This window comes from Pseudomonas sp. Xaverov 83 (assembly GCF_019352905.1).
In the GTDB taxonomy this organism is placed as follows: domain Bacteria; phylum Pseudomonadota; class Gammaproteobacteria; order Pseudomonadales; family Pseudomonadaceae; genus Aquipseudomonas; species Aquipseudomonas yamanorum.
Window position 1 is genome coordinate 97,159 of sequence record NZ_JAAAFU010000025.1, and the last position, 18,849, is coordinate 116,007.

An 18,849-nucleotide genomic window follows, 5' to 3' on the forward strand; every position below is an offset into this window, starting at 1 on the left:
TCAAGCAGATTTCGGGATGAGGCGCTCAAACAGCGCCTCCAGTGTATTAAAGCGTTCTTCGGCGCGTTCCATCGGCACCATGAATTTGAACAGCGTAGCCCCTTCGAACTTGTAGCGATTGGGCTGGCCCTGAATCAGCTTGATCAGCACCAGTGGGTCCACCGGCGTCTGGGCTTCGAACTCGATACGCCCGCCCTGCGGCCCGGCGTCGACCTTCTTGATACCCAGTTGCTCGGCCTGCAATTTGAGCAGGGTCAGGCGTACCAGGTTCTTGGTCGGTTCCGGCAACAGGCCGAAGCGGTCGATCATCTCCACTTGCAGGTCCTTGAGGCCGTCTTCGTCGGTGGCCGAGGCGATGCGCTTGTACAGGATCAGGCGTGCGTGCACATCCGGCAGGTAGTCTTCGGGAATCAACGCCGGCAAGCGCAGGTTGATTTCCGGGCCGCCACCCAGCGGTTGGTCGAGGTTCGGTTGTTCGCCCTTGCGAATGGCTTTTACTGCCCGTTCGAGCATTTCCATATAAAGGGTGAAACCCACGGCCTGGATTTGCCCGCTCTGGCCGTCCCCCAGCAGTTCGCCGGCACCACGGATTTCCAGATCGTTGGTGGCCAGCACAAAGCCGGCGCCGAGGTCCTGGGTGTTGGCGATCGCTTCCAGGCGCTTCTCGGCGTCGGAGGTGATCTGTTGGCGGGGCGGCGTCAGCAGATAGGCATACGCCTGGTGGTGACTGCGCCCGACCCGGCCGCGCAACTGGTGCAACTGCGCCAGGCCGAACTTGTCGGCGCGCTCGATGATGATGGTGTTGGCGCTCGGCACGTCGATGCCGGTCTCGATGATCGTCGAGGCAATCAGCACGTTGAAGCGCTTGTGATAGAAGTCGCTCATCACCTGTTCGAGTTCGCGCTCGCGCATCTGCCCGTGGCCGATGGCGATCCTTGCTTCCGGTACCAGCTCGGCGAGGTCGGCGGCGCATTTCTCGATGGTTTTCACATCGTTGTGCAGGTAGTACACCTGGCCGCCGCGCAGCAACTCACGCAGCAGGGCTTCCTTGACCGTGCTTTTGTTCTGCTCCATGACGAAGGTGCGCACCGACAACCGACGCGCCGGCGGCGTGGCGATGATCGACAGGTCACGCATGCCCGACACCGCCATGTTCAGCGTGCGCGGGATCGGCGTGGCGGTAAGGGTCAGGATGTCGACTTCACTGCGCAGGGCCTTGAGCTGTTCCTTCTGACGGACACCGAAGCGGTGCTCTTCGTCGATGATCACCAGGCCCAGGTTTTTGATCTTCACGTCATCCGACAGCAGCTTGTGAGTGCCGATGACAATGTCGATCTTGCCTTCCGCCAGGTCGGCGATGGCTGCGTTCACTTCCTTGGCCGACTTGAAGCGGCTCATCACTTCCACGGTCACCGGCCAGTCGGCAAAGCGGTCGCGGAAGCTGTTGTAGTGCTGCTGGGCGAGCAGGGTGGTCGGTACGAGAATCGCCACTTGCCGGCCACCGTGCACCGCGATAAAGGCCGCGCGCATCGCCACTTCGGTCTTGCCGAAGCCCACGTCGCCGCACACCAGGCGGTCCATTGGCTTGGGCGCCAGCATGTCGGCGCGCACGGCGTCGATGGTGGTTTGCTGGTCCGGGGTTTCTTCGAAGGCGAAGCCCGCGCTGAAGGTTGCGTAGTCGGCTTTCGGGTCGGCGAAGGCATAACCTTCGCGGGCGGCACGGCGGGCATAGATGTCGAGCAACTCGGCGGCCACATCGCGTACCTGTTCGGCGGCCTTGCGCTTGGCTTTCTGCCAGGTCTCGGAGCCGAGGCGGTGCAACGGCGCGAGGGCGTCGTCGCTGCCGGTGTAGCGGGCGATCAGGTGCAGGTTGGCCACGGGCACGTAGAGCTTGGCGCCCTCGGCGTATTCCATGGTGAGGAATTCAGCCACCTGGTTATCGATCTCCAGGGTTTGCAGGCCCAGGTAACGGCCCACACCGTGGTCGATATGCACCACTGGCGCGCCTTCGCGCAGTTCGGTGAGGTTCTTGATCACCGCATCGTTGTTGGCGTCGGCGCGTTTTTCGCGGCGGCGACGCTGCATCACCCGTTGGCCGAACAGCGGGCTCTCGGCAATCAGTGCCAGGGCCGGGTCGTCCAGCAGCAGGCCTTCGTCCAGCGGTGCGATGGTGATCGCCAGGCGATCCTTGCTCGCGACAAAGTCCGGCCAGCTGTCGACGGTTTTCGGCCGTAGCTTCAGGCGTTCCAGCAACTCCAGCAGCACCTCGCGGCGCCCGGCGGACTCGGCGGTAAACAGCACGCGGCCGGGAAAGTCACCGAGGAAACTCGACAGCGCTTCCAGCGGCTGGTTGGCCTTGGCTTCAATCGCCAGGTTCGGCAGTGCTTGCGCCGGGAAGCGCTCGCGGCCGGCGCCGGCGTCCACATCCTGTTGGCTGGCGACTACGCGCGGCCAGTTTTTCAGGCGGGCGAAGCAATCTTCCACGGGCAGGAACAGTTCGGCCGGTGGCAATAAAGGACGGGACGGGTCGACGCGGCGTTCTTCATAACGGTTGCGTACGTCATTCCAGAAGTTCTCCGCCGCCTGTTCGATGCCCGGCAGCGAGAACACTTGGGTGTCTTGGGGCAGGTAATCGAAGAGGGTGGAGGTTTCGTCGAAGAACAGCGGCAGGTAGTACTCGATACCGGCGGGCGTAATCCCGCTGCTCAAGTCCTGGAAGATCGGGCAGCGGCGGAAGTCCACGTCAAAGCGCTCGCGGAAACGCGCCTTGAAGCGCGTGACCGCGTCTTTTTGCAGCGGGAATTCCCGGGCCGGCAGCAGCTTGACCGAGTCGACCTTGTCGATGGAACGCTGGTTTTCCGGATCGAAGGTACGCAGGGTTTCGATTTCGTCGTCGAACAGGTCGATCCGGTAGGGCAGTTTGCTGCCCATCGGGAACAGGTCGATCAGCGCGCCACGCACAGCGAATTCACCGTGCTCATACACCGTGTCGACGCAGCGATAACCACTGGCCTCAAGCCGGGTGCGCATCTGTTCCACGTCGAGCTTCTGGCCGATATCCAGCACCAGGCTGCTGCCCAGCAGGAACTTGGTCGGCGCCAGGCGATGCAGGGCCGTGGTGATCGGCACCACCAGCACGCCGTGGGCCAGTTCCGGCAGGCGGTACAGGCTGGCGATGCGCTGGGAAATGATGTCCTGGTGCGGTGAGAACAGGTCGTAGGGCAGGGTTTCCCAGTCCGGGAAATGCAGTACCGGCAAATCGGGGGCGAAGAAACTCAGCTCCTGTTCCAGCCGCTCGGCACTTTGGCTGTCGGCGGTGAGCAGCAGGGTAAAGCGCTTGGCAGCGCTGGCAGCCTCGGCAATGGCCAGGCTCAGGGCGGCACCGGGCAGATTGCCCCAGTGCTGTTTACCTGCCGCGGCAGGGAGAAGCGGTAGACGCAGAACGGGCACGGAAGGTTGAGCTCCAAGCGTTGCGACAAAGTCGGTAATTGTAACGGCCCGGAGTGCCGCCTGTCAGTTGCTGACTGAGCCTATTACGGTTTGTAGGAAATGTAGTGGCTAAGACAAACAAAGGCGCCTTTTGACTCATTATGTAGTGCCGAAATCGGTGTATGTTTCGGAGGGTTACGGACACTTTGTCACAATGGCTCAGAAGGGGGTGCGCTGGAAGCCACGTATTTACTGGGCTCCAGCGGGGCGATATTTTTTTGCAAGGAGTTTTGTTGCGGGTCGCGCATTGCTCCGAGGGCAGTCGGGCGGCATAATGTAGCCCCTTTTTTCTGCCCCTACATGTGGAAGGTTCCCGTGACTCAGAAGCCCGACCAGTGTCTTGGTGAATGGATCGACCGTGAAGCACTCGCTGAAGCGATGATTCCGCTTATCGGTCAGCTCTACCGCAATAACAACGTGGTGAGCTCGATCTATGGCCGCAGCCTGATCAACCAATCAGTCATCGCGATTCTCAAGGCTCATCGCTTTGCTCGCCATCGTTCCGCCGACGACAGCGAACTCTCCGTCCACGAAACATTCCCCCTGCTTAAAGCCATGAGCGAGCTCAAGCTCGGCGCGGCCTCGGTAGACCTGGGCAAGCTGGCCTATAAATTCCGCAAGGAAGGTGCTGGCCGTACCGCCGAGCAGTTCGTGCGTGAAGAAATGGCCGACGTGGTTGGCCAGCAAAACGCTGCTGCCCGCAAAGGCACCGACGTTGTGCTTTACGGCTTCGGTCGTATCGGCCGTCTGCTGGCGCGCATCCTGATCGAAAAAACCGGTGGCGGCGACGGCCTGCGCCTGCGTGCCATCGTTGTTCGTAAAGGTGCAGAAAACGACCTGACCAAGCGTGCGAGCCTGCTGCGTCGCGACTCGGTACACGGTCCGTTCAACGGCACCATCGTCATCGACGAAGAAAACAACACCATCACCGCCAACGGTAACCTGATCCAGGTGATCTACGCGAAGAACCCGTCTGAGGTGGATTACACCCAGTACGGCATCAAGGACGCACTGCTGGTGGACAACACCGGTGTGTGGCGTGATGCCGAGGGCCTGGGCCAGCACCTGGCGTGCCCGGGTATCGACCGCGTTGTCCTGACGGCGCCTGGCAAGGGCAAGCTGAAGAACATCGTGCACGGCATCAACCACGGTGAAATCACCGCTGACGACAAGATCGTGTCCGCCGCTTCCTGCACCACCAACGCCATCGTGCCGGTGCTGAAAGCCGTGAACGACAAGTTCGGCATCGTTAACGGTCACGTTGAAACGGTTCACTCGTACACCAACGACCAGAACCTGATCGACAACTTCCACAAGGGCGATCGCCGTGGCCGTAGCGCCGCGCTGAACATGGTGATCACCGAGACCGGTGCTGCCACTGCTGCTGCCAAGGCCCTGCCTGAGCTGGCCGGCAAGCTGACCGGTAACGCGATCCGCGTTCCGACGCCGAACGTGTCGATGGCCATTCTCAACCTGAACCTTGAGAAAGCCGCCACCCGTGAAGAGATGAACGAGTACCTGCGCTACATGGCGCTGCACTCCGATCTGCATAAGCAAATCGACTTCGTCAACTCGCAGGAAGTGGTGTCCACCGACTTCGTTGGCTCGCGCCACGCCGGTGTGGTGGACGCTGAAGCGACCATTACCCAAGACAATCGCGTTGTTCTGTACGTTTGGTACGACAACGAATTCGGTTACAGCTGCCAGGTGGTTCGTGTGATGGAAGACATGGCCGGGGTTAACCCGCCAGCATTCCCGCGCTAAGCATCAGCGGTAAATGAAAAAGCCCCGACGAGTCGGGGCTTTTTTATGTCTGTGGGTTTTGTATTGTTTGTACCGGCCTCATCGCAGGCAAGCCAGCTCCCACATGTTGATGTGTGAATACATTCAAATGTGGGAGCTGGCTTGCCTGCGATAGCGACCTATCAAGCGCCGCCGACTATCGAAGCCTGCGCGGTCCGCAGTTCATGCCGGTTGCCCTTGAACAGGATCAGTGTGGCGATCAGGCCCAGCACCGCTGCGCCGCTCAGCCAGATGCCCGGTGCCGCCTTGTTGTCCAGCACGTGGATCAGGTAGGTGCAGGCCGCTGGTGTGAAACCACCAAAGGTCGCCGTTGCCAGGCTATAGGCCAGGGAGAAGCCGGTGGTGCGCACTTCTACCGGCATGATCTCGGTCAGCGCTACAACCATCGCACCGTTGTACGAGCCATACAGGAACGACAGCCAGAGCAGCACGATCAACAGATGGCTGAAGCTCGGGTTGGCCACCAGCCAGGACAGCGCCGGATACGCGGTGAGGATCGCCAGAATCGTCGCCCCCAGCAGCAGGGGTTTACGCCCGATCTTGTCGGACACAGCCCCCATTACCGGCAGCCAGATGAAGTTGGAGATGCCGACGCACACGGTTACCAGCAACGCGTCGAAGTCCGACAGGTGCAATTCGGCCTTGCCGAAGGTCGGGGTGTAGGCGGTGATCAGGTAGAACGACACGGTGGTCATCACCACCAGCGCCATGCCGGCGATCACGATGCCGAAGTTCTGGCCGATCGAACGGACGATTTCCTGCAGGGTAGGGCGGTGTTTACGCGCCTGGAATTCCGGGGTTTCTTCCAGGGAGCGACGAATCACGAAGATCACCGGCACGATCAGGCAGCCGATCAGGAACGGCACGCGCCAGCCCCAGTCACCCATTTCTTCCGGGCTGAGCCAGTGGTTCAGGCCCACACCCAGCAGGCCGGCGAATACCACGGCGGCTTGCTGGCTGGCGGACTGCCAGCTGACGAAGAAGCCTTTGCGGCCTGGAGTGGCGATTTCCGCCAGGTACACCGACACGCCCCCTAGCTCGACACCGGCGGAGAAGCCTTGCAGCAGGCGACCGAACAGCACGATCAGTGGCGCCGCGACACCCAGGGTGGCGTACCCGGGAACGCAGGCAATCAGGACGGTACCGGCAGCCATCAGTGCCAGGGTGATCACCAGGCCCTTTTTACGGCCGTGACGGTCGATGTAGGCACCGAGGAAAATCGCGCCCAGCGGACGCATCAGGAACCCGGCGCCAAAGGTCGCCAGGGACAGCATCAGGGACGCGAACGCGCTGTCGGTGGGGAAAAATGTCTTGGCAATGGCCGTGGCGTAGAAGCCATAGACCATGAAGTCGAACATCTCGAGGAAGTTACCGCTGACAACGCGAAAGATCGCCTTGCCCTTGCCCGTTGTAGTGGACATGTCATGCACTCATTTTGGCTATCTTATTAGTAATCCCTGGTCGCAACCGTCCTTGCTGTTAAAGCTTTGGCACGAGGCTGGCGCTGAACAGTTTTGTAACGATATGTGTATAAGCCACCACAGGCAACAAAAAACCGATGGCAAGCTGGCAAATTGCCGCAGGCCCCCGGGCGATGAAAATCCAATGTGGGAGTGGGCTTGCTCGCGAAAACGGTGTGTCAGTCAGCTAATGAGTCACTGATACACCGCATTCGCGAGCAAGCCTGCTCCCATAGGGTTTTTGCGATCAGTTGAGGAGGGTATTACGCAGGCTGTCGGACAAGCCTTTTGGTGCCAGCCAGATTCCCAAGTAAGCCTTGGCCAATTCGTCATTGCGACTGCTGAACACCACCGTGCCGTTGATTTCCAGGTTCAGGCCGCGCTGAGGCTGGAAGTCCAACGCATAACGGTCGCCGCTGCGGATGTCGCGAAAGCTTTTGTGCAATTGCTCCAGTTCAGGTTTCAGGCGGGCGAGGGCGGCGGGTGTTTGCTGGCGTTCAAGGGTGGCGGTGGCGGCCTTGATGACATCGTTGCGATCGATATCGCGAAAGTAATACAGCTCCAGGCGCAGGTCTTTTTGCCGGTCCAGCGCCTGTTTGGCGCTCAAGTCAGCTTGGGCGAAGAGTGCGGCTGCATACACATCTGCCCACAGATAGGTCAGGACGGCCTGGTTTTTCAGCACCAGTTGATGAGATTGCGCCGGAAAATTGGCTTGTTTGAGGCGATCAGCCTCATTCGCCAGCACCGGGACCGACAACATCAGCAATAAACAAACAATCACATGTCGCATAATGGCCCGTCCTGAAAGGTGCTTGCCTAGAGGTTAATTCAATTACGAACACCCTGTAGTAAAGGCAAAACTGGCCTACGACGCGACCAAGGGTTAATGTGCGCGACGTTGAGCGTTCTATAGACTGTGCCCCGGCTCACACACTTGAGCCACATTGATCCTTCATGACCGCTGGCCGCGGCATGATTTAGCCAGGCGTCCAACCGTGCGCCCTGGCCTGTTCTGAGGAGTACGCATGGCTGTCTACAACTACGACGTAGTGGTACTGGGTTCCGGCCCAGCTGGAGAAGGTGCGGCGATGAACGCCGCCAAAGCAGGGCGCAAGGTGGCGATGGTCGATAGCCGTCGCCAGGTCGGCGGTAACTGCACCCACCTGGGAACCATCCCGTCCAAGGCCTTGCGTCACTCGGTGCGCCAGATCATGCAGTTCAACACCAACCCGATGTTCCGGGCCATTGGTGAGCCGCGCTGGTTCTCGTTCCCGGACGTGCTCAAGAGCGCTGAAAAAGTCATTTCCAAGCAGGTGGCCTCGCGTACCGGCTTCTATGCCCGTAACCGGGTCGACCTGTTCTTCGGCACCGGCAGCTTCGCCGACGAGCAAACCGTCGAAGTGGTCTGCGCCAACGGCGTGGTCGAGAAGCTGGTAGCCAAGCACATAATCATTGCTACCGGCTCGCGTCCGTATCGCCCGGCGGATATCGATTTCCACCACCCGCGTATCTACGATAGCGACACCATCCTCAGCCTGGGCCACACCCCGCGCAAACTGATCATCTACGGCGCCGGCGTGATCGGCTGTGAATACGCCTCGATCTTCAGCGGCCTGGGTGTATTGGTCGAGCTGGTGGATAACCGCGACCAGTTGCTGAGTTTCCTCGACTCGGAAATTTCCCAGGCGTTGAGTTACCACTTCAGCAACAACAACATCACCGTGCGCCACAACGAAGAGTACGAGCGGGTCGAAGGCCTGGACAACGGTGTGATCCTGCACCTCAAGTCCGGCAAGAAGATCAAGGCCGACGCCTTGCTGTGGTGCAACGGCCGTACCGGCAACACCGACAAGCTGGGCATGGAAAACATCGGGGTCAAGGTCAACAGCCGTGGCCAGATCGAGGTGGACGAGAACTACCGCACCTGCGTACCGAACATCTATGGTGCCGGTGACGTGATTGGCTGGCCGAGCCTGGCCAGTGCCGCCCACGACCAGGGCCGCTCGGCCGCTGGCAGCATCGTCGACAACGGCAGCTGGCGCTACGTCAACGACGTGCCGACCGGGATCTACACGATTCCCGAGATCAGCTCGATCGGCAAGAACGAGCATGAACTGACCAAGGCCAAGGTGCCTTATGAAGTCGGCAAGGCGTTCTTCAAGAGCATGGCGCGTGCGCAGATCGCCGGTGAGCCCCAAGGCATGCTGAAGATCCTGTTCCACCGCGAGACGCTGGAAGTGCTCGGCGTGCATTGCTTCGGCTATCAAGCGTCGGAGATCGTGCACATCGGCCAGGCGATCATGAACCAGCCGGGTGAGCAAAATACCCTCAAGTATTTCGTCAACACCACGTTCAACTACCCGACCATGGCTGAAGCCTATCGGGTAGCGGCTTACGACGGCCTCAACCGGCTTTTTTGAGCGGCTCCGGCCGGTGGCCTGAGCCGGCCGGGGAGACCGATTTCAGTAATTCCCGAGGGTGGCAGTGGCCAAACCGGGAAAGTCTGTAATCAGGCTATCTACGCCGAAGTCGTCGAGCCTGCGCATCAGCGCGGGTTCGTTGACCGTCCACACGGACACGTGCAAACCCTGGCGCTGGGCTTTTTCCAGACGCTCAGGGGTGCACAGCGTCCAGTTCAACGCCAGAATCTCACAGCCATAGTTGGCCGCGACCTTCAACGGGTCGAGCCAGGCGTATTCGGCTACCAGTCCGCGGGACAGGTCCGGGGTGAGGTCCAGCGCTGCTTTCAACACTTCCCGCGAGCTTGAGGTCACGGTGACCTTGTCCATCAGCCCGAAACGCTGAGCCATTTCCCGGATCGCCAGCACAGTAGTTGCCGCGCGGGTGCGCGATGCGCTTTTGACTTCCAGTTGCCAGTGGTCGAAATCGCATTTTTCGAACAACTCTTCCAGGCGTGGGATCGGGCAGGGATTGACCCAGCCCGGGCCGCCTTTGCGCGCGTCCATCTTCACCAGGTCGGCGGCGGAATACTCGACCACCTTGCCGCGCCGGTCGGTGGTGCGCTTGAGCGTAGGGTCGTGAATGACCATCAGCTCGCCGTCCATGGACAGGTGCAAATCCAGTTCGCAACGGCGCACGCCGTGCTTGAGGCATTCCTGGAAGCTGGTCAGGGTGTTTTCCGGTGCTTCGCCTTTGGCACCGCGGTGGCCATAAATCAGGGTCACAGTTGCTCCTTTACGCCAGGATTGCTGGCTGGATGGATGACGCGACGCGCCATTCAGTGTTCGTATTCAGGTGTCGGATTCGTCGCTTTTTTCCCGCGCCAGACGCCGTTCCTGGGCCTGTTTCTGCAGGATATAGCGCGCCAGCAATTGGCGCTGGGCATCGGTCATGGCTTCGAATTCGGTGCCGATTTCGTAGCCGCCGGTCTTGGCGTCGCAATGGGTCACCTTGGCCCTCAGCAGCAGGCCTAAGGCTTGTGGCATCAGCACCAGCTTGACCGCCAGGTGGCTGTCGGGCTGGATTGCCGTGGGGTTCAGGAACTCGATGCCGCCTTCGGAGATGACCACGGGTTGCGGCGTACCGATCTCGCCCAGTAGGCTTTGCGCCATGATCTGGCTGAGCAAATCCATGCGTTTGTTCTGCACTTTGAGGAAGGCGGCCAGGGTTCGGTCCCGCTCGCCGATCTGGCGCAGCAGGTGCTGGGATTCGAATTCACTCAGGTGTAACTCGCTGAGCAGATTGAACAGCGGCGAATCATCCAGCAACACTTCCTTGCTCAGCGCTTCCGGGCCCGACAGCGGGGTAATTTCCAGTGCGATCATGTCCTCGATACGGTAGTATTCGCGGCGATCTTCTTCATCTAATGTCGACATGGCGAACCCAAGGCAGCGGTGATGGTCTGAGTGTAAAGCTGCTTACCTGACCCCGCCACAAGGACGTCTTCTTTTCCTCCGAACAAGCCCCGACATGTTCAGACCTCTCTTCGTATTTATTGGCACGCGTTATACCCGTGCAAAACGTCGCAATCATTTTGTGTCGTTCATTTCCTTGACCTCGATGATCGGGCTCGCCCTTGGCGTTGTCGTGATGATCGTGGTGCTGTCGGTGATGAACGGCTTCGATCATGAGATGCGCACCCGCGTGCTGGGCATGGTGCCCCACGCGACCATTGAGTCGGGTGAGCCCATCAGCGACTGGCAAAGCTTGGCCGCCAAGGTCAAGCAGAACCCCAAAGTGCTGGCGGTTGCGCCCTTCACCCAGATGCAGGGCCTGTTGACCAACGACGGCAAGGTACAGAAAGTCCTGCTCAATGCCATCGACCCGGCGCAGGAACGCAACGTCTCGATCATCGATAACTTCATGCAACAGGGCAAACTGGACGACTTGTCGCCCGGCAGCTTTGGCATCGCTATCGGCGACAAGGCCGCGGCCAAGCTCGGCGTGGGCATCGGCGACAAGCTGACCTTCGTTGCGCCGGAAGTCACCGTGACCCCGGCCGGCATGTTCCCGCGTATGAAGCGCTTTACCGTGGTCGGCATCTTCCATGTCGGCGCCGGTGAGATCGACGGCTACCTGGGCCTCACCAACCTGACCGACCTGGCCCGCCTGCATCGCTGGAAGCCGGATCAAGTGCAGGGCCTGCGCCTCAAGTTCAACGACCTGTTCGACGCGCCGCGCACCTCGTGGGAAATCGCCCAGCACCTGGGTGAAAACCAGTACTACGCTCGCGACTGGACTCGCACCCACGGCAACCTGTACCAGGCCATCCGCATGGAAAAAGCCATGATCGGCCTGCTGTTGCTGCTGATCGTCGCCGTCGCCGCCTTCAACATCATTTCCACCCTGGTAATGGTGGTGAATGACAAGAAGGGCGATATCGCCATCCTGCGCACCCTTGGCGCCACGCCGGGGCAGATCATGGCGATCTTCATGGTCCAGGGCACGGTGATCGGCGTGGTCGGTACCTTGATCGGCACCGCGGTGGGGATTCTCGCCGCGCTGAACGTGAGTGCCGCCATCGCCGGGCTGGAAGTGTTGATCGGCCACAAATTCTTGAACTCCGACGTCTACTTCATCGACTACTTGCCGTCCCAGGTGCAGAGCCAGGACGTGTTGATGGTCGGCGCCGCTGCGTTGGTCCTGAGTTTCCTTGCCACCCTGTATCCAGCCTGGCGCGCGGCACGTACCCAGCCGGCGCAGGCTTTACGTTATGAGTGAATCGGGCATGAGTGAAAAAGCAATCCTGAGCTGCCGCAACCTGGGCAAATCCTACGAGGAAGGCCCGGAATCCGTGGTGGTGCTGTCCAACCTGCAACTGGAACTGCACCCGGGCGAGCGCGTGGCGATCGTCGGCAGTTCCGGTTCCGGTAAAAGTACCTTGCTGAACCTGTTGGGCGGCCTTGATACGCCGTCCCAGGGCAGCGTCTGGCTGGCCGGCGAAGAACTGTCGGCCCTGGGCGAGAAGGCCCGTGGACAGTTGCGCAACCGTTCGCTGGGTTTCGTGTACCAGTTCCACCACTTGCTGCCTGAGTTCACCGCCCTTGAAAACGTCTGCATGCCGCTGTTGATCGGCAAGACCGCGATTCCCGAGGCGCGTCAGCGTGCCAAGGCGCTGCTGGAGCGGGTCGGCCTGGGCCATCGCCTGGAGCACAAACCGGCCGAATTGTCCGGCGGCGAGCGCCAGCGTGTGGCAATTGCCCGTGCCCTGGTCAACAACCCGGGCCTGGTGATGCTCGACGAGCCCACCGGCAACCTCGACTCCCACACCGCCCAGGGCATCAAGGACTTGATGCTGGAACTGAGCACCCAGATGCGCACCGCGTTCCTGGTGGTGACCCATGACATGAGCATGGCCCGCCAGATGGACCGTGTGCTGCACCTGCAGGAAGGTCATCTGGTCGCCATCTGACCTGTTTCAAGCCCGGCGCCCGGCGCCGGGTTTTCTATTTTTTCAACGGTGCCCGCGAATGTTCAGACCGTTATCGATTTTCATCGGCACGCGCTATACCCGCGCCAAGCGCCGCAACCGTTTTGTTTCGTTTATCTCGATGACCTCGATGATTGGCCTCGCCCTGGGCGTGCTGGCGATGATCGTGGTGTTGTCGGTAATGAACGGTTTCCAGCGAGAAATGAGCTCACGCATTCTTGGCATGGTGCCCCACGCGACCATCGTTGGCGTGAAGCCCATCAGCGACTGGCAGCCGGTGGCGGCTGCGGCGATGAAGAATCCGGAAGTCACCGCTGCCGTACCGTTCACACAGATGGACGGCATGCTCTCCTACAAGGGCGCGATGCAGCCGATCGAGATCAGTGGTGTTGATCCGGCCCAGGAAGGCAAGGTGTCGATCGTGGCCCAGCACATTGTCCAGGGCCACCTTGAAGACCTGAAACCGGGCGAGTTCGGTGTGGTGATCGGTGAGATTACGGCCCGGCGTTTCCGCCTGAACGTTGGCGACAAGCTGACCCTGATCGTGCCGGAAATCAGCAGCGCACCGGGTGGCATCACCCCGCGCATGCAGCGCTTGAACGTGGTCGGTGTGTTCAAGGTAGGCGCTGAGCTGGATGGCTCCATGGCCTTGATCCACATGGCCGACGCCGCCGAGATTCAGCATTGGGAACCGAACCAGGTACAAAGCGTGCGCCTGGCGGTGAAAGACTTGTATGCCGCACCCAAGGTCTCGGCGGATATCGCCGCCAGCCTCGGCGCCGACTACAAGGCTGACGACTGGACTCACACCCAGGGCAGCCTGTTCAGCGCAATGAAGATGGAAAAGACCATGATCGGCCTGCTGTTGCTGATGATCGTCGCGGTGGCCGCGTTCAACATCATCGCGACCTTGATCATGGTGGTGAACGACAAGGGCGCCGACATTGCGATCCTGCGCACTATCGGCGCCACGCCACGGCAGATCATGGCGATCTTTATGGTGCAGGGTACGGTGATCGGGATCGTCGGTACCTTGATCGGCGGCATCCTGGGCGTGATTGCGGCGCTGAACGTCAGTGAACTGGTGGGTTGGCTGGAGCGGGTGACCGGGCAGCATATCTTCAGTTCGGACGTGTATTTCGTCAGCAACCTGCCTTCGGAACTGCAGGGCGGGGATGTGTTGCTGATTTGCTCGGCGGGGTTTGTGTTGAGCTTTTTGGCGACGATCTATCCGGCGTATCGGGCGGCGAAGATTGAGCCGGCGCATGCCCTCAGGTATTCGTAATTCTTAAGACCGCTATCGCAGGCAAGCCAGCTCCCACATTTGACCGCGTTCGCCAGAACAACTCAGTCTAATGTGGGAGCCGGGCTTGCCCGCGATGAGGCCGGTGCAGCTTGCATCAATACCCTCGCGGCAACTCCATCACAAACCGCGTCCACCCCGCCCCCGACTCACAGAAAATCCGCCCTCCATGGGCTCGCACAATCGATTGGGTAATCGCCAGCCCCAGCCCCGCATGCTCGCTGCTCCCTTCATGACGCGCCGGATCTGCCCGGTAAAACCGGTCAAACAACCTTGGCAACAACGCCTCCGGAATACCTTCCCCAGTGTTTTCCACGCTTAACGTCACGCCTTGCATGCCTTCGATAATCCTCACGCTGACGTCGCCACCCGGTGGTGTGAACCGCAGCGCGTTATCCAGGAGATTGGAAATCGCCCGGCGCAACATGCTGCGGTCACCTGAAGTGTTGGCGCCACCTTCCCGAACCAACCGCACCTGGACGTCCTCCGCCAGCGGCGCGAAAAATTCCAGCAATGCATCCACTTCGTCAGCCAGCACCAGAGTTTCGCGCTTGGGCGCCAGCAGCCCATGGTCCGACTTGGCCAGGTACAACATGTCATTGACCAACTGTGCCATCCATTGCAGTTCCTCGAGGTTGCTGTGCAGGGCCTCGCGGTAGTCTTCGAGCGCCCGTGGCTGCGTGAGGATGACCTGAGTCTGTGTCAGCAAATTCGACAGTGGCGTGCGCAGTTCATGGGCGATGTCGGCAGAAAATGCCGAGAGCCGCTGGAAGGCATCGTCCAGGCGACCAAGCATCGCGTTGAAGGACTGGGCCAGTTCCGCCAGTTCGACGGGCATTTGTTCCTGGGGCAGGCGCTGGGTCAGGGAGTGGGCAGACACGCCACTGGCGACTTCGCTCATGCGCCGCAGTGGCCGCAACCCGCTACGGGCGGCCCAGGCGCCGAGCAGGGCAGTGGCCAGGGCGGAAAGGCCGACGGTCAACCAGATCAGATGCTGCATGCGTTGCAGGAAATGTTGGTGGTGGGTGATGTCGAGCATCAGCGTCAGTCGTGGCGAGTCAGCGTTACCAGGAATCAGTGGCGCGTTGTACACGCGGTAATCGGTGCCGGCGTTCTGCACGCTGTACAGGCCAGGCGCCTGGGGCAAGGCGATGCCGGGAGCACCGTCGAACCAGCGCTGATCGCCGGCGGTGATGCGCAGGGCCAGGTCGGGCTGGCGATTGAGTTCCTCCCGCAGCTTCGTTTCTCGTAAGGCAAATCGTTCGGGCGTGTCGGCACCTTGCAATGTGCTGCGCAGCGCGATCAGCTTGCCGTCGAGCAGTTGTTGGTCCAGCTCGATAAAGTGCGCCTCGCTGGCATGGTTGAACAGCACGCCTGCCAGCAATGAAACCACGGCGGTACAGCCAGCAAACAGCAGTGCCAGGCGGCTGGTCAGGGAAATCCGTTTCATCAACCGAACCGCTCCTCAAGCACGTAACCCATGCCGCGTACGGTATGGATCAATTTGTTGGGGAAGTTATCGTCGACCTTCAGGCGCAGGCGGCGGATCGCGACTTCGATGATGTTGGTGTCGCTGTCGAAGTTCATGTCCCACACCTGAGAGGCAATCAGCGACTTGGGCAGTACTTCGCCCTGACGGCGCAGCAGCAGTTCCAGCAGGGAAAACTCTTTGGCCGTGAGGTCGATGCGCTGGCCGTCGCGCTCTACCCGGCGGCGGATCAGGTCCATGCGCAGGTCGGCCAGTTGCAGGCTGGTTTCCTGGGGCGGGCTGCTGCCACGGCGCAACAGGCTGCGCACCCGGGCCAGCAGTTCGGAGAAGGCGAAGGGCTTGACCAGGTAATCGTCGGCGCCCAGTTCCAGGCCATGCACCCGGTCTTCCACGGCGTCCCGCGCGGTAAGAAACAGTACCGGGATGTCGAGCCCGGCGTTGCGTACGGCCTGGAGGATCTGCCAACCATCGCGACCCGGCAGCATCACATCGAGGATCAACAGGTCGTAGTCACCGGTCAGCGCCAGATGCTGGCCGCTGGTGCCGTCAGCCACCAGTTCGGTGTTGAACCCAGCCTCGGCCAGGCCCTGGCGCAGGTAGTGGCCAGTTTTCGGTTGGTCTTCGACGATCAGCAGTTTCATGGGCGGCTCATGGTTTTACGTAAACACAGACTTTATACAGCGCAGGTCCTACGGCAGGCTCAAGCTGACAAAGTTGTAATCTGGCCGTCAGCTGGCTGGCAGCGGCGCGTTCGTAAAGTGTCCCACAGACTGATTCCGAACCTTTGGAGTGTGACCATGTTTTTGCGTAAATCCTGGCTGTTGGCTGGCTGTCTGATGGCGCTGAGTCTTCCGGTGCTGGCATCCCCGGCTGCAACCTTTGACTTCGGTGAGGCCGCGCCCGCTGCCAAGGCCACGCGCACCGTGGAAGTGGTACTGCAGGACATTTCCTTTTCGCCCAAGGCCATCGATGTAAAAGCCGGTGAGACTGTGCGCTTCGTATTGATCAACAAAGGCCAGTTGCTCCACGAGTTCAACCTCGGTGACGCTGCGATGCACGCCGCACATCAGCAAGAAATGCTCAAAATGCAGGCCAGCGGCATGCTGACGCCTACCGGCATGGGCAAAATGGACCACAGTGCGATGGGCCACGGCGACATGGCCGGCATGAAACACGACGACCCCAACAGTGTGTTGGTAGAGCCGGGCAAGACCGCCGAACTGACCTGGACCTTCACCAAGGCCACCGGCCTGGAGTTTGCCTGCAACATCCCCGGCCACTATCAGGCGGGCATGGTGGGCAAGCTGACGGTCAGCCAGTAAGCAACTGGGATGCAAAGGCGGGTAGAATAGGCGCGTTTATTTAGCCAGGTTTCCGCCATGCATCCCGCAGCCGAACATTCGCCGCTGGGCAAGTCCAGTGAATACATCTCCACCTACACCCCGTCGTTGCTGTTCCCGATTCCCCGCGCCGCCAAGTGGGCCGAGCTTGGCCTGAGCGCCGAGACCTTGCCGTATAAAGGCGTGGATTTCTGGAACTGCTTCGAACTGTCCTGGCTCCTGCCCTCCGGCAAGCCCGTGGTGGCCATCGGTGAGTTCAGCATCCCGGCCGACTCGCCGAACATCATTGAGTCGAAGTCGTTCAAGCTGTACCTCAACTCGCTGAACCAGACTGCGTTTGTCGATGTGCAAAGCCTTGAGGCCACCTTGCGCACTGACCTGAGTGCCGCTGCCGGCAAGCCGGTTGGCGTGCGCATCCGCAGCCTGAGCGAGGTTGAAGCCGAAGGCGTGGTCGCGTTGCCGGGTGTGTGCATTGATGACCTGGACATTACCGTCAGCAACTATGAGCACCCGCGTCCGGAGCTGCTGCGTTGCGACGATTCGCGGGTGGTGGAGGAGAGCGTCCACAGCCATCTGCTCAAGTCCAACTGCCCGGTGACCAGCCAGCCTGACTGGGGCAGTGTGGCGGTGGAGTACCGCGGCGCGGCGCTGGATCATGCCAGCCTGCTGGAATACCTGGTGAGCTTCCGCCAGCATTCGGACTTCCATGAACAGTGCGTGGAGAGGATCTTTCTCGATCTGCAACGCTTGCTCAAGCCGGAAAAGCTGACGGTGTATGCGCGGTATGTGCGTCGCGGCGGGCTGGATATCAACCCGTACCGCAGTACTGAAGATCTGCAGTTCCAGAACCTGCGCCTGGCTCGACAGTAGCCTTCACACAAAATAAATGTGGGAGCGGGCTTGCTCGCGAATGCGGTGTATCAGCCAGCCTATTTATCAGCTGACGGACCGCATTCGCGAGCAAGCCCGCTCCCACATTTGAGAGGTGTCGGGCTGTTAAATCCCGATGTTACCCAGGGTCACCACAATATTGCGCAAGGTCCCGGCAATGCCCGGGTGGTCCAGTTCGAAGCGTTCTACCGCCAGGTTCACACCGTCGGCGATACTTGGGTCCTGAATAGCACCTTCCAGCGGCTCCTGAACTTCCAGTTCAGCGATCAATGTTTGCAGCTCTTCGCGCTTTTCGAGGGGCATTTCTGGATTCTGATCCAATTGCTCGCGCAAAATTTTGACCTGTTCTTGCAGTTGTTCGCGGGCAGGCATGGCGTTCTTCCTTTTATCGATAGGCACTGGCATAGACCGCGGCACGCCGGGAAAGGTCTATGGGCTGACCTGTAGATTAATCCACTGGCGCCGACTGTGCATGATCTCGATCAGGGCTTCTCGCCCTTGAGCTGGCGCAGACTGATGTCGGCCAGGCAGGTGTGCAGTTCGCCAAGGTGGTCAATCACCGAATGCACGCCCAGGCCATAGAGCGCGACGGTGGCTTTAGCGCGTTTATGCTCGCGCTCCTTCTCGGTAAGTGCTTGCCATTGCTCCGGGGACAGCCCGCACAGTGAGCCGCAAGACGCCAGGCCGATGGTCCACAGCCCGGCGTTGAGCCCCGATTGCAGCAGGCGGGGTTCGCCGCTGACCAGGACGCAGCCTTCCAGGCGTTCGATATTCAGTTCCATCAAGGCCTGCCAGCAGGCGTGGGGTGCCGGCCAGCGGGTGGAGGAGGGCTTGGTGGCCTTGATCCAGCGGGGTAGCCCGGCGGCCAGGGGCTTGGAAACGGACGCCGGCAGCTCATCCAGCCATGCACAAGGCACGCCCTGTTCTTCGAGGCTGCGCAGGATTTTCAGGGCGCCGACAGTGGCATGGGTGTCGCTTGAAGGCGCGGAATCGGCGCGGGCCTGGGAACCAAAGTCCACCAGGCAGCCACTAAGCCCGAACAGTACGGCCGTCAGGGACGGGGCGCTGGCAGTAACAATTTCGGCGTGTGGCATTTCGACGTCCCTGAAATAGCAGTGACGCTATCGAACGCGGATGACAAGCAAGTTACATCTGCGGCATTTGTAGGAATTTTGTGCATTTGC

The 18,849-nt window shown here is 60.5% G+C and carries 16 protein-coding genes; 7 read left to right on the forward strand and 9 right to left on the reverse strand.

The features are described 5' to 3' along the window. Complete coding sequence (gene mfd / locus K0H47_RS09655; RefSeq protein ID WP_063032254.1) at window positions 1-3,450, reverse strand: transcription-repair coupling factor; 3,450 nt, start codon at window positions 3,448-3,450, stop codon at window positions 1-3. 339 nt (window positions 3,451-3,789) lie between these two features. On the opposite strand from mfd, the gene K0H47_RS09660 reads away from it, so the two are divergent. Further along, on the forward strand, window positions 3,790-5,253 hold the full coding sequence (locus tag K0H47_RS09660; protein ID WP_023659083.1) for a glyceraldehyde-3-phosphate dehydrogenase: 1,464 nt from the start codon (window positions 3,790-3,792) through the stop codon (window positions 5,251-5,253). A gap of 161 nt (window positions 5,254-5,414) precedes the next feature. On the opposite strand, the gene K0H47_RS09665 is transcribed toward K0H47_RS09660, so the two are convergent. Together K0H47_RS09665 and K0H47_RS09670 are read right to left on the reverse strand one after the other, a co-directional pair. Then, the gene (locus tag K0H47_RS09665; protein WP_063032252.1) at window positions 5,415-6,713 is read right to left on the reverse strand and encodes an MFS transporter; all 1,299 of its coding nucleotides are present in this window, start codon (window positions 6,711-6,713) and stop codon (window positions 5,415-5,417) included. A gap of 286 nt (window positions 6,714-6,999) precedes the next feature. Beyond that, complete coding sequence (locus tag K0H47_RS09670) at window positions 7,000-7,542, reverse strand: chalcone isomerase family protein (protein WP_063032250.1); 543 nt, start codon at window positions 7,540-7,542, stop codon at window positions 7,000-7,002. Between the two features lie 235 nt (window positions 7,543-7,777). On the opposite strand from K0H47_RS09670, the gene sthA reads away from it, so the two are divergent. Continuing rightward, complete coding sequence (gene sthA / locus K0H47_RS09675; RefSeq protein WP_063032248.1) at window positions 7,778-9,172, forward strand: Si-specific NAD(P)(+) transhydrogenase; 1,395 nt, start codon at window positions 7,778-7,780, stop codon at window positions 9,170-9,172. A gap of 42 nt (window positions 9,173-9,214) precedes the next feature. Here the strand turns inward: sthA and K0H47_RS09680 are convergent, their stop codons facing one another. Together K0H47_RS09680 and K0H47_RS09685 are read right to left on the reverse strand one after the other, a co-directional pair. Beyond that, window positions 9,215-9,937: a glycerophosphodiester phosphodiesterase family protein gene (locus tag K0H47_RS09680; RefSeq protein WP_219272449.1), complete on the reverse strand. Its 723-nt coding sequence runs from the start codon at window positions 9,935-9,937 to the stop codon at window positions 9,215-9,217. A gap of 66 nt (window positions 9,938-10,003) precedes the next feature. Next, complete coding sequence (locus K0H47_RS09685) at window positions 10,004-10,588, reverse strand: PilZ domain-containing protein (protein ID WP_063032246.1); 585 nt, start codon at window positions 10,586-10,588, stop codon at window positions 10,004-10,006. A gap of 94 nt (window positions 10,589-10,682) precedes the next feature. Here K0H47_RS09685 and K0H47_RS09690 point away from each other — a divergent pair, with 94 nt between their 5' ends. From K0H47_RS09690 to K0H47_RS09700, 3 genes are read left to right on the forward strand one after another with little or no spacing between them, the layout of a single operon-like run. Then, window positions 10,683-11,933: a lipoprotein-releasing ABC transporter permease subunit gene (locus tag K0H47_RS09690; RefSeq protein WP_063032243.1), complete on the forward strand. Its 1,251-nt coding sequence runs from the start codon at window positions 10,683-10,685 to the stop codon at window positions 11,931-11,933. Window positions 11,934-11,940: 7 nt separating this feature from the next. Continuing rightward, a complete protein-coding gene (gene lolD / locus K0H47_RS09695) occupies window positions 11,941-12,624 on the forward strand; it encodes a lipoprotein-releasing ABC transporter ATP-binding protein LolD (RefSeq protein WP_017477213.1) in 684 nt (227 codons plus the stop codon). A gap of 58 nt (window positions 12,625-12,682) precedes the next feature. Then, the gene (locus K0H47_RS09700) at window positions 12,683-13,927 is read left to right on the forward strand and encodes a lipoprotein-releasing ABC transporter permease subunit (protein ID WP_201142785.1); all 1,245 of its coding nucleotides are present in this window, start codon (window positions 12,683-12,685) and stop codon (window positions 13,925-13,927) included. Between the two features lie 115 nt (window positions 13,928-14,042). Here K0H47_RS09700 and K0H47_RS09705 read toward each other — a convergent pair whose 3' ends face one another. Together K0H47_RS09705 and K0H47_RS09710 are read right to left on the reverse strand one after the other, a co-directional pair. Then, on the reverse strand, window positions 14,043-15,395 hold the full coding sequence (locus tag K0H47_RS09705) for a heavy metal sensor histidine kinase (protein ID WP_307877323.1): 1,353 nt from the start codon (window positions 15,393-15,395) through the stop codon (window positions 14,043-14,045). Further along, the gene (locus K0H47_RS09710) at window positions 15,395-16,075 is read right to left on the reverse strand and encodes a heavy metal response regulator transcription factor (protein ID WP_219272453.1); all 681 of its coding nucleotides are present in this window, start codon (window positions 16,073-16,075) and stop codon (window positions 15,395-15,397) included. The genes K0H47_RS09705 and K0H47_RS09710 overlap by 1 nt, the downstream gene beginning before the upstream one ends. Before the next feature lie 156 nt (window positions 16,076-16,231). Here K0H47_RS09710 and K0H47_RS09715 point away from each other — a divergent pair, with 156 nt between their 5' ends. Together K0H47_RS09715 and queF are read left to right on the forward strand one after the other, a co-directional pair. Next, the gene (locus tag K0H47_RS09715; protein ID WP_219272455.1) at window positions 16,232-16,756 is read left to right on the forward strand and encodes a plastocyanin/azurin family copper-binding protein; all 525 of its coding nucleotides are present in this window, start codon (window positions 16,232-16,234) and stop codon (window positions 16,754-16,756) included. Between the two features lie 57 nt (window positions 16,757-16,813). After that, the gene (gene queF / locus K0H47_RS09720) at window positions 16,814-17,644 is read left to right on the forward strand and encodes an NADPH-dependent 7-cyano-7-deazaguanine reductase QueF (RefSeq protein ID WP_219272457.1); all 831 of its coding nucleotides are present in this window, start codon (window positions 16,814-16,816) and stop codon (window positions 17,642-17,644) included. Window positions 17,645-17,770: 126 nt separating this feature from the next. On the opposite strand, the gene K0H47_RS09725 is transcribed toward queF, so the two are convergent. Both K0H47_RS09725 and K0H47_RS09730 read right to left on the reverse strand, forming a co-directional pair. After that, window positions 17,771-18,037 (reverse strand): DUF4404 family protein, encoded by a 267-nt coding sequence (locus K0H47_RS09725; RefSeq protein WP_003218929.1) that lies wholly within the window; start codon window positions 18,035-18,037, stop codon window positions 17,771-17,773. Window positions 18,038-18,147: 110 nt separating this feature from the next. Beyond that, window positions 18,148-18,759 carry a hypothetical protein gene (locus K0H47_RS09730; protein WP_017477219.1) on the reverse strand — a complete coding sequence of 204 codons (612 nt, stop codon included), beginning with the start codon at window positions 18,757-18,759 and terminating at the stop codon, window positions 18,148-18,150. Window positions 18,760-18,849: the final 90 nt, after the last annotated feature.

Excerpts from the sequence above, each read along its gene's own strand:
- K0H47_RS09730 (WP_017477219.1), bottom strand. The coding sequence starts at position 18,759 with ATGCCACACGCCGAAATTGTTACTGCCAGCGCCCCGTCCCTGACGGCC.
- K0H47_RS09700 (WP_201142785.1), top strand. The coding sequence starts at position 12,683 with ATGTTCAGACCGTTATCGATTTTCATCGGCACGCGCTATACCCGCGCC.
- queF (WP_219272457.1), top strand. The coding sequence starts at position 16,814 with ATGCATCCCGCAGCCGAACATTCGCCGCTGGGCAAGTCCAGTGAATAC.
- lolD (WP_017477213.1), top strand. The coding sequence starts at position 11,941 with ATGAGTGAAAAAGCAATCCTGAGCTGCCGCAACCTGGGCAAATCCTAC.
- K0H47_RS09670 (WP_063032250.1), bottom strand. The coding sequence starts at position 7,542 with ATGCGACATGTGATTGTTTGTTTATTGCTGATGTTGTCGGTCCCGGTG.
- K0H47_RS09705 (WP_307877323.1), bottom strand. The coding sequence starts at position 15,395 with ATGAAACGGATTTCCCTGACCAGCCGCCTGGCACTGCTGTTTGCTGGC.
- K0H47_RS09690 (WP_063032243.1), top strand. The coding sequence starts at position 10,683 with ATGTTCAGACCTCTCTTCGTATTTATTGGCACGCGTTATACCCGTGCA.
- K0H47_RS09660 (WP_023659083.1), top strand. The coding sequence starts at position 3,790 with ATGTGGAAGGTTCCCGTGACTCAGAAGCCCGACCAGTGTCTTGGTGAA.
- K0H47_RS09710 (WP_219272453.1), bottom strand. The coding sequence starts at position 16,075 with ATGAAACTGCTGATCGTCGAAGACCAACCGAAAACTGGCCACTACCTG.
- K0H47_RS09715 (WP_219272455.1), top strand. The coding sequence starts at position 16,232 with ATGTTTTTGCGTAAATCCTGGCTGTTGGCTGGCTGTCTGATGGCGCTG.
- K0H47_RS09685 (WP_063032246.1), bottom strand. The coding sequence starts at position 10,588 with ATGTCGACATTAGATGAAGAAGATCGCCGCGAATACTACCGTATCGAG.
- K0H47_RS09665 (WP_063032252.1), bottom strand. The coding sequence starts at position 6,713 with ATGTCCACTACAACGGGCAAGGGCAAGGCGATCTTTCGCGTTGTCAGC.
- sthA (WP_063032248.1), top strand. The coding sequence starts at position 7,778 with ATGGCTGTCTACAACTACGACGTAGTGGTACTGGGTTCCGGCCCAGCT.
- K0H47_RS09725 (WP_003218929.1), bottom strand. The coding sequence starts at position 18,037 with ATGCCTGCCCGCGAACAACTGCAAGAACAGGTCAAAATTTTGCGCGAG.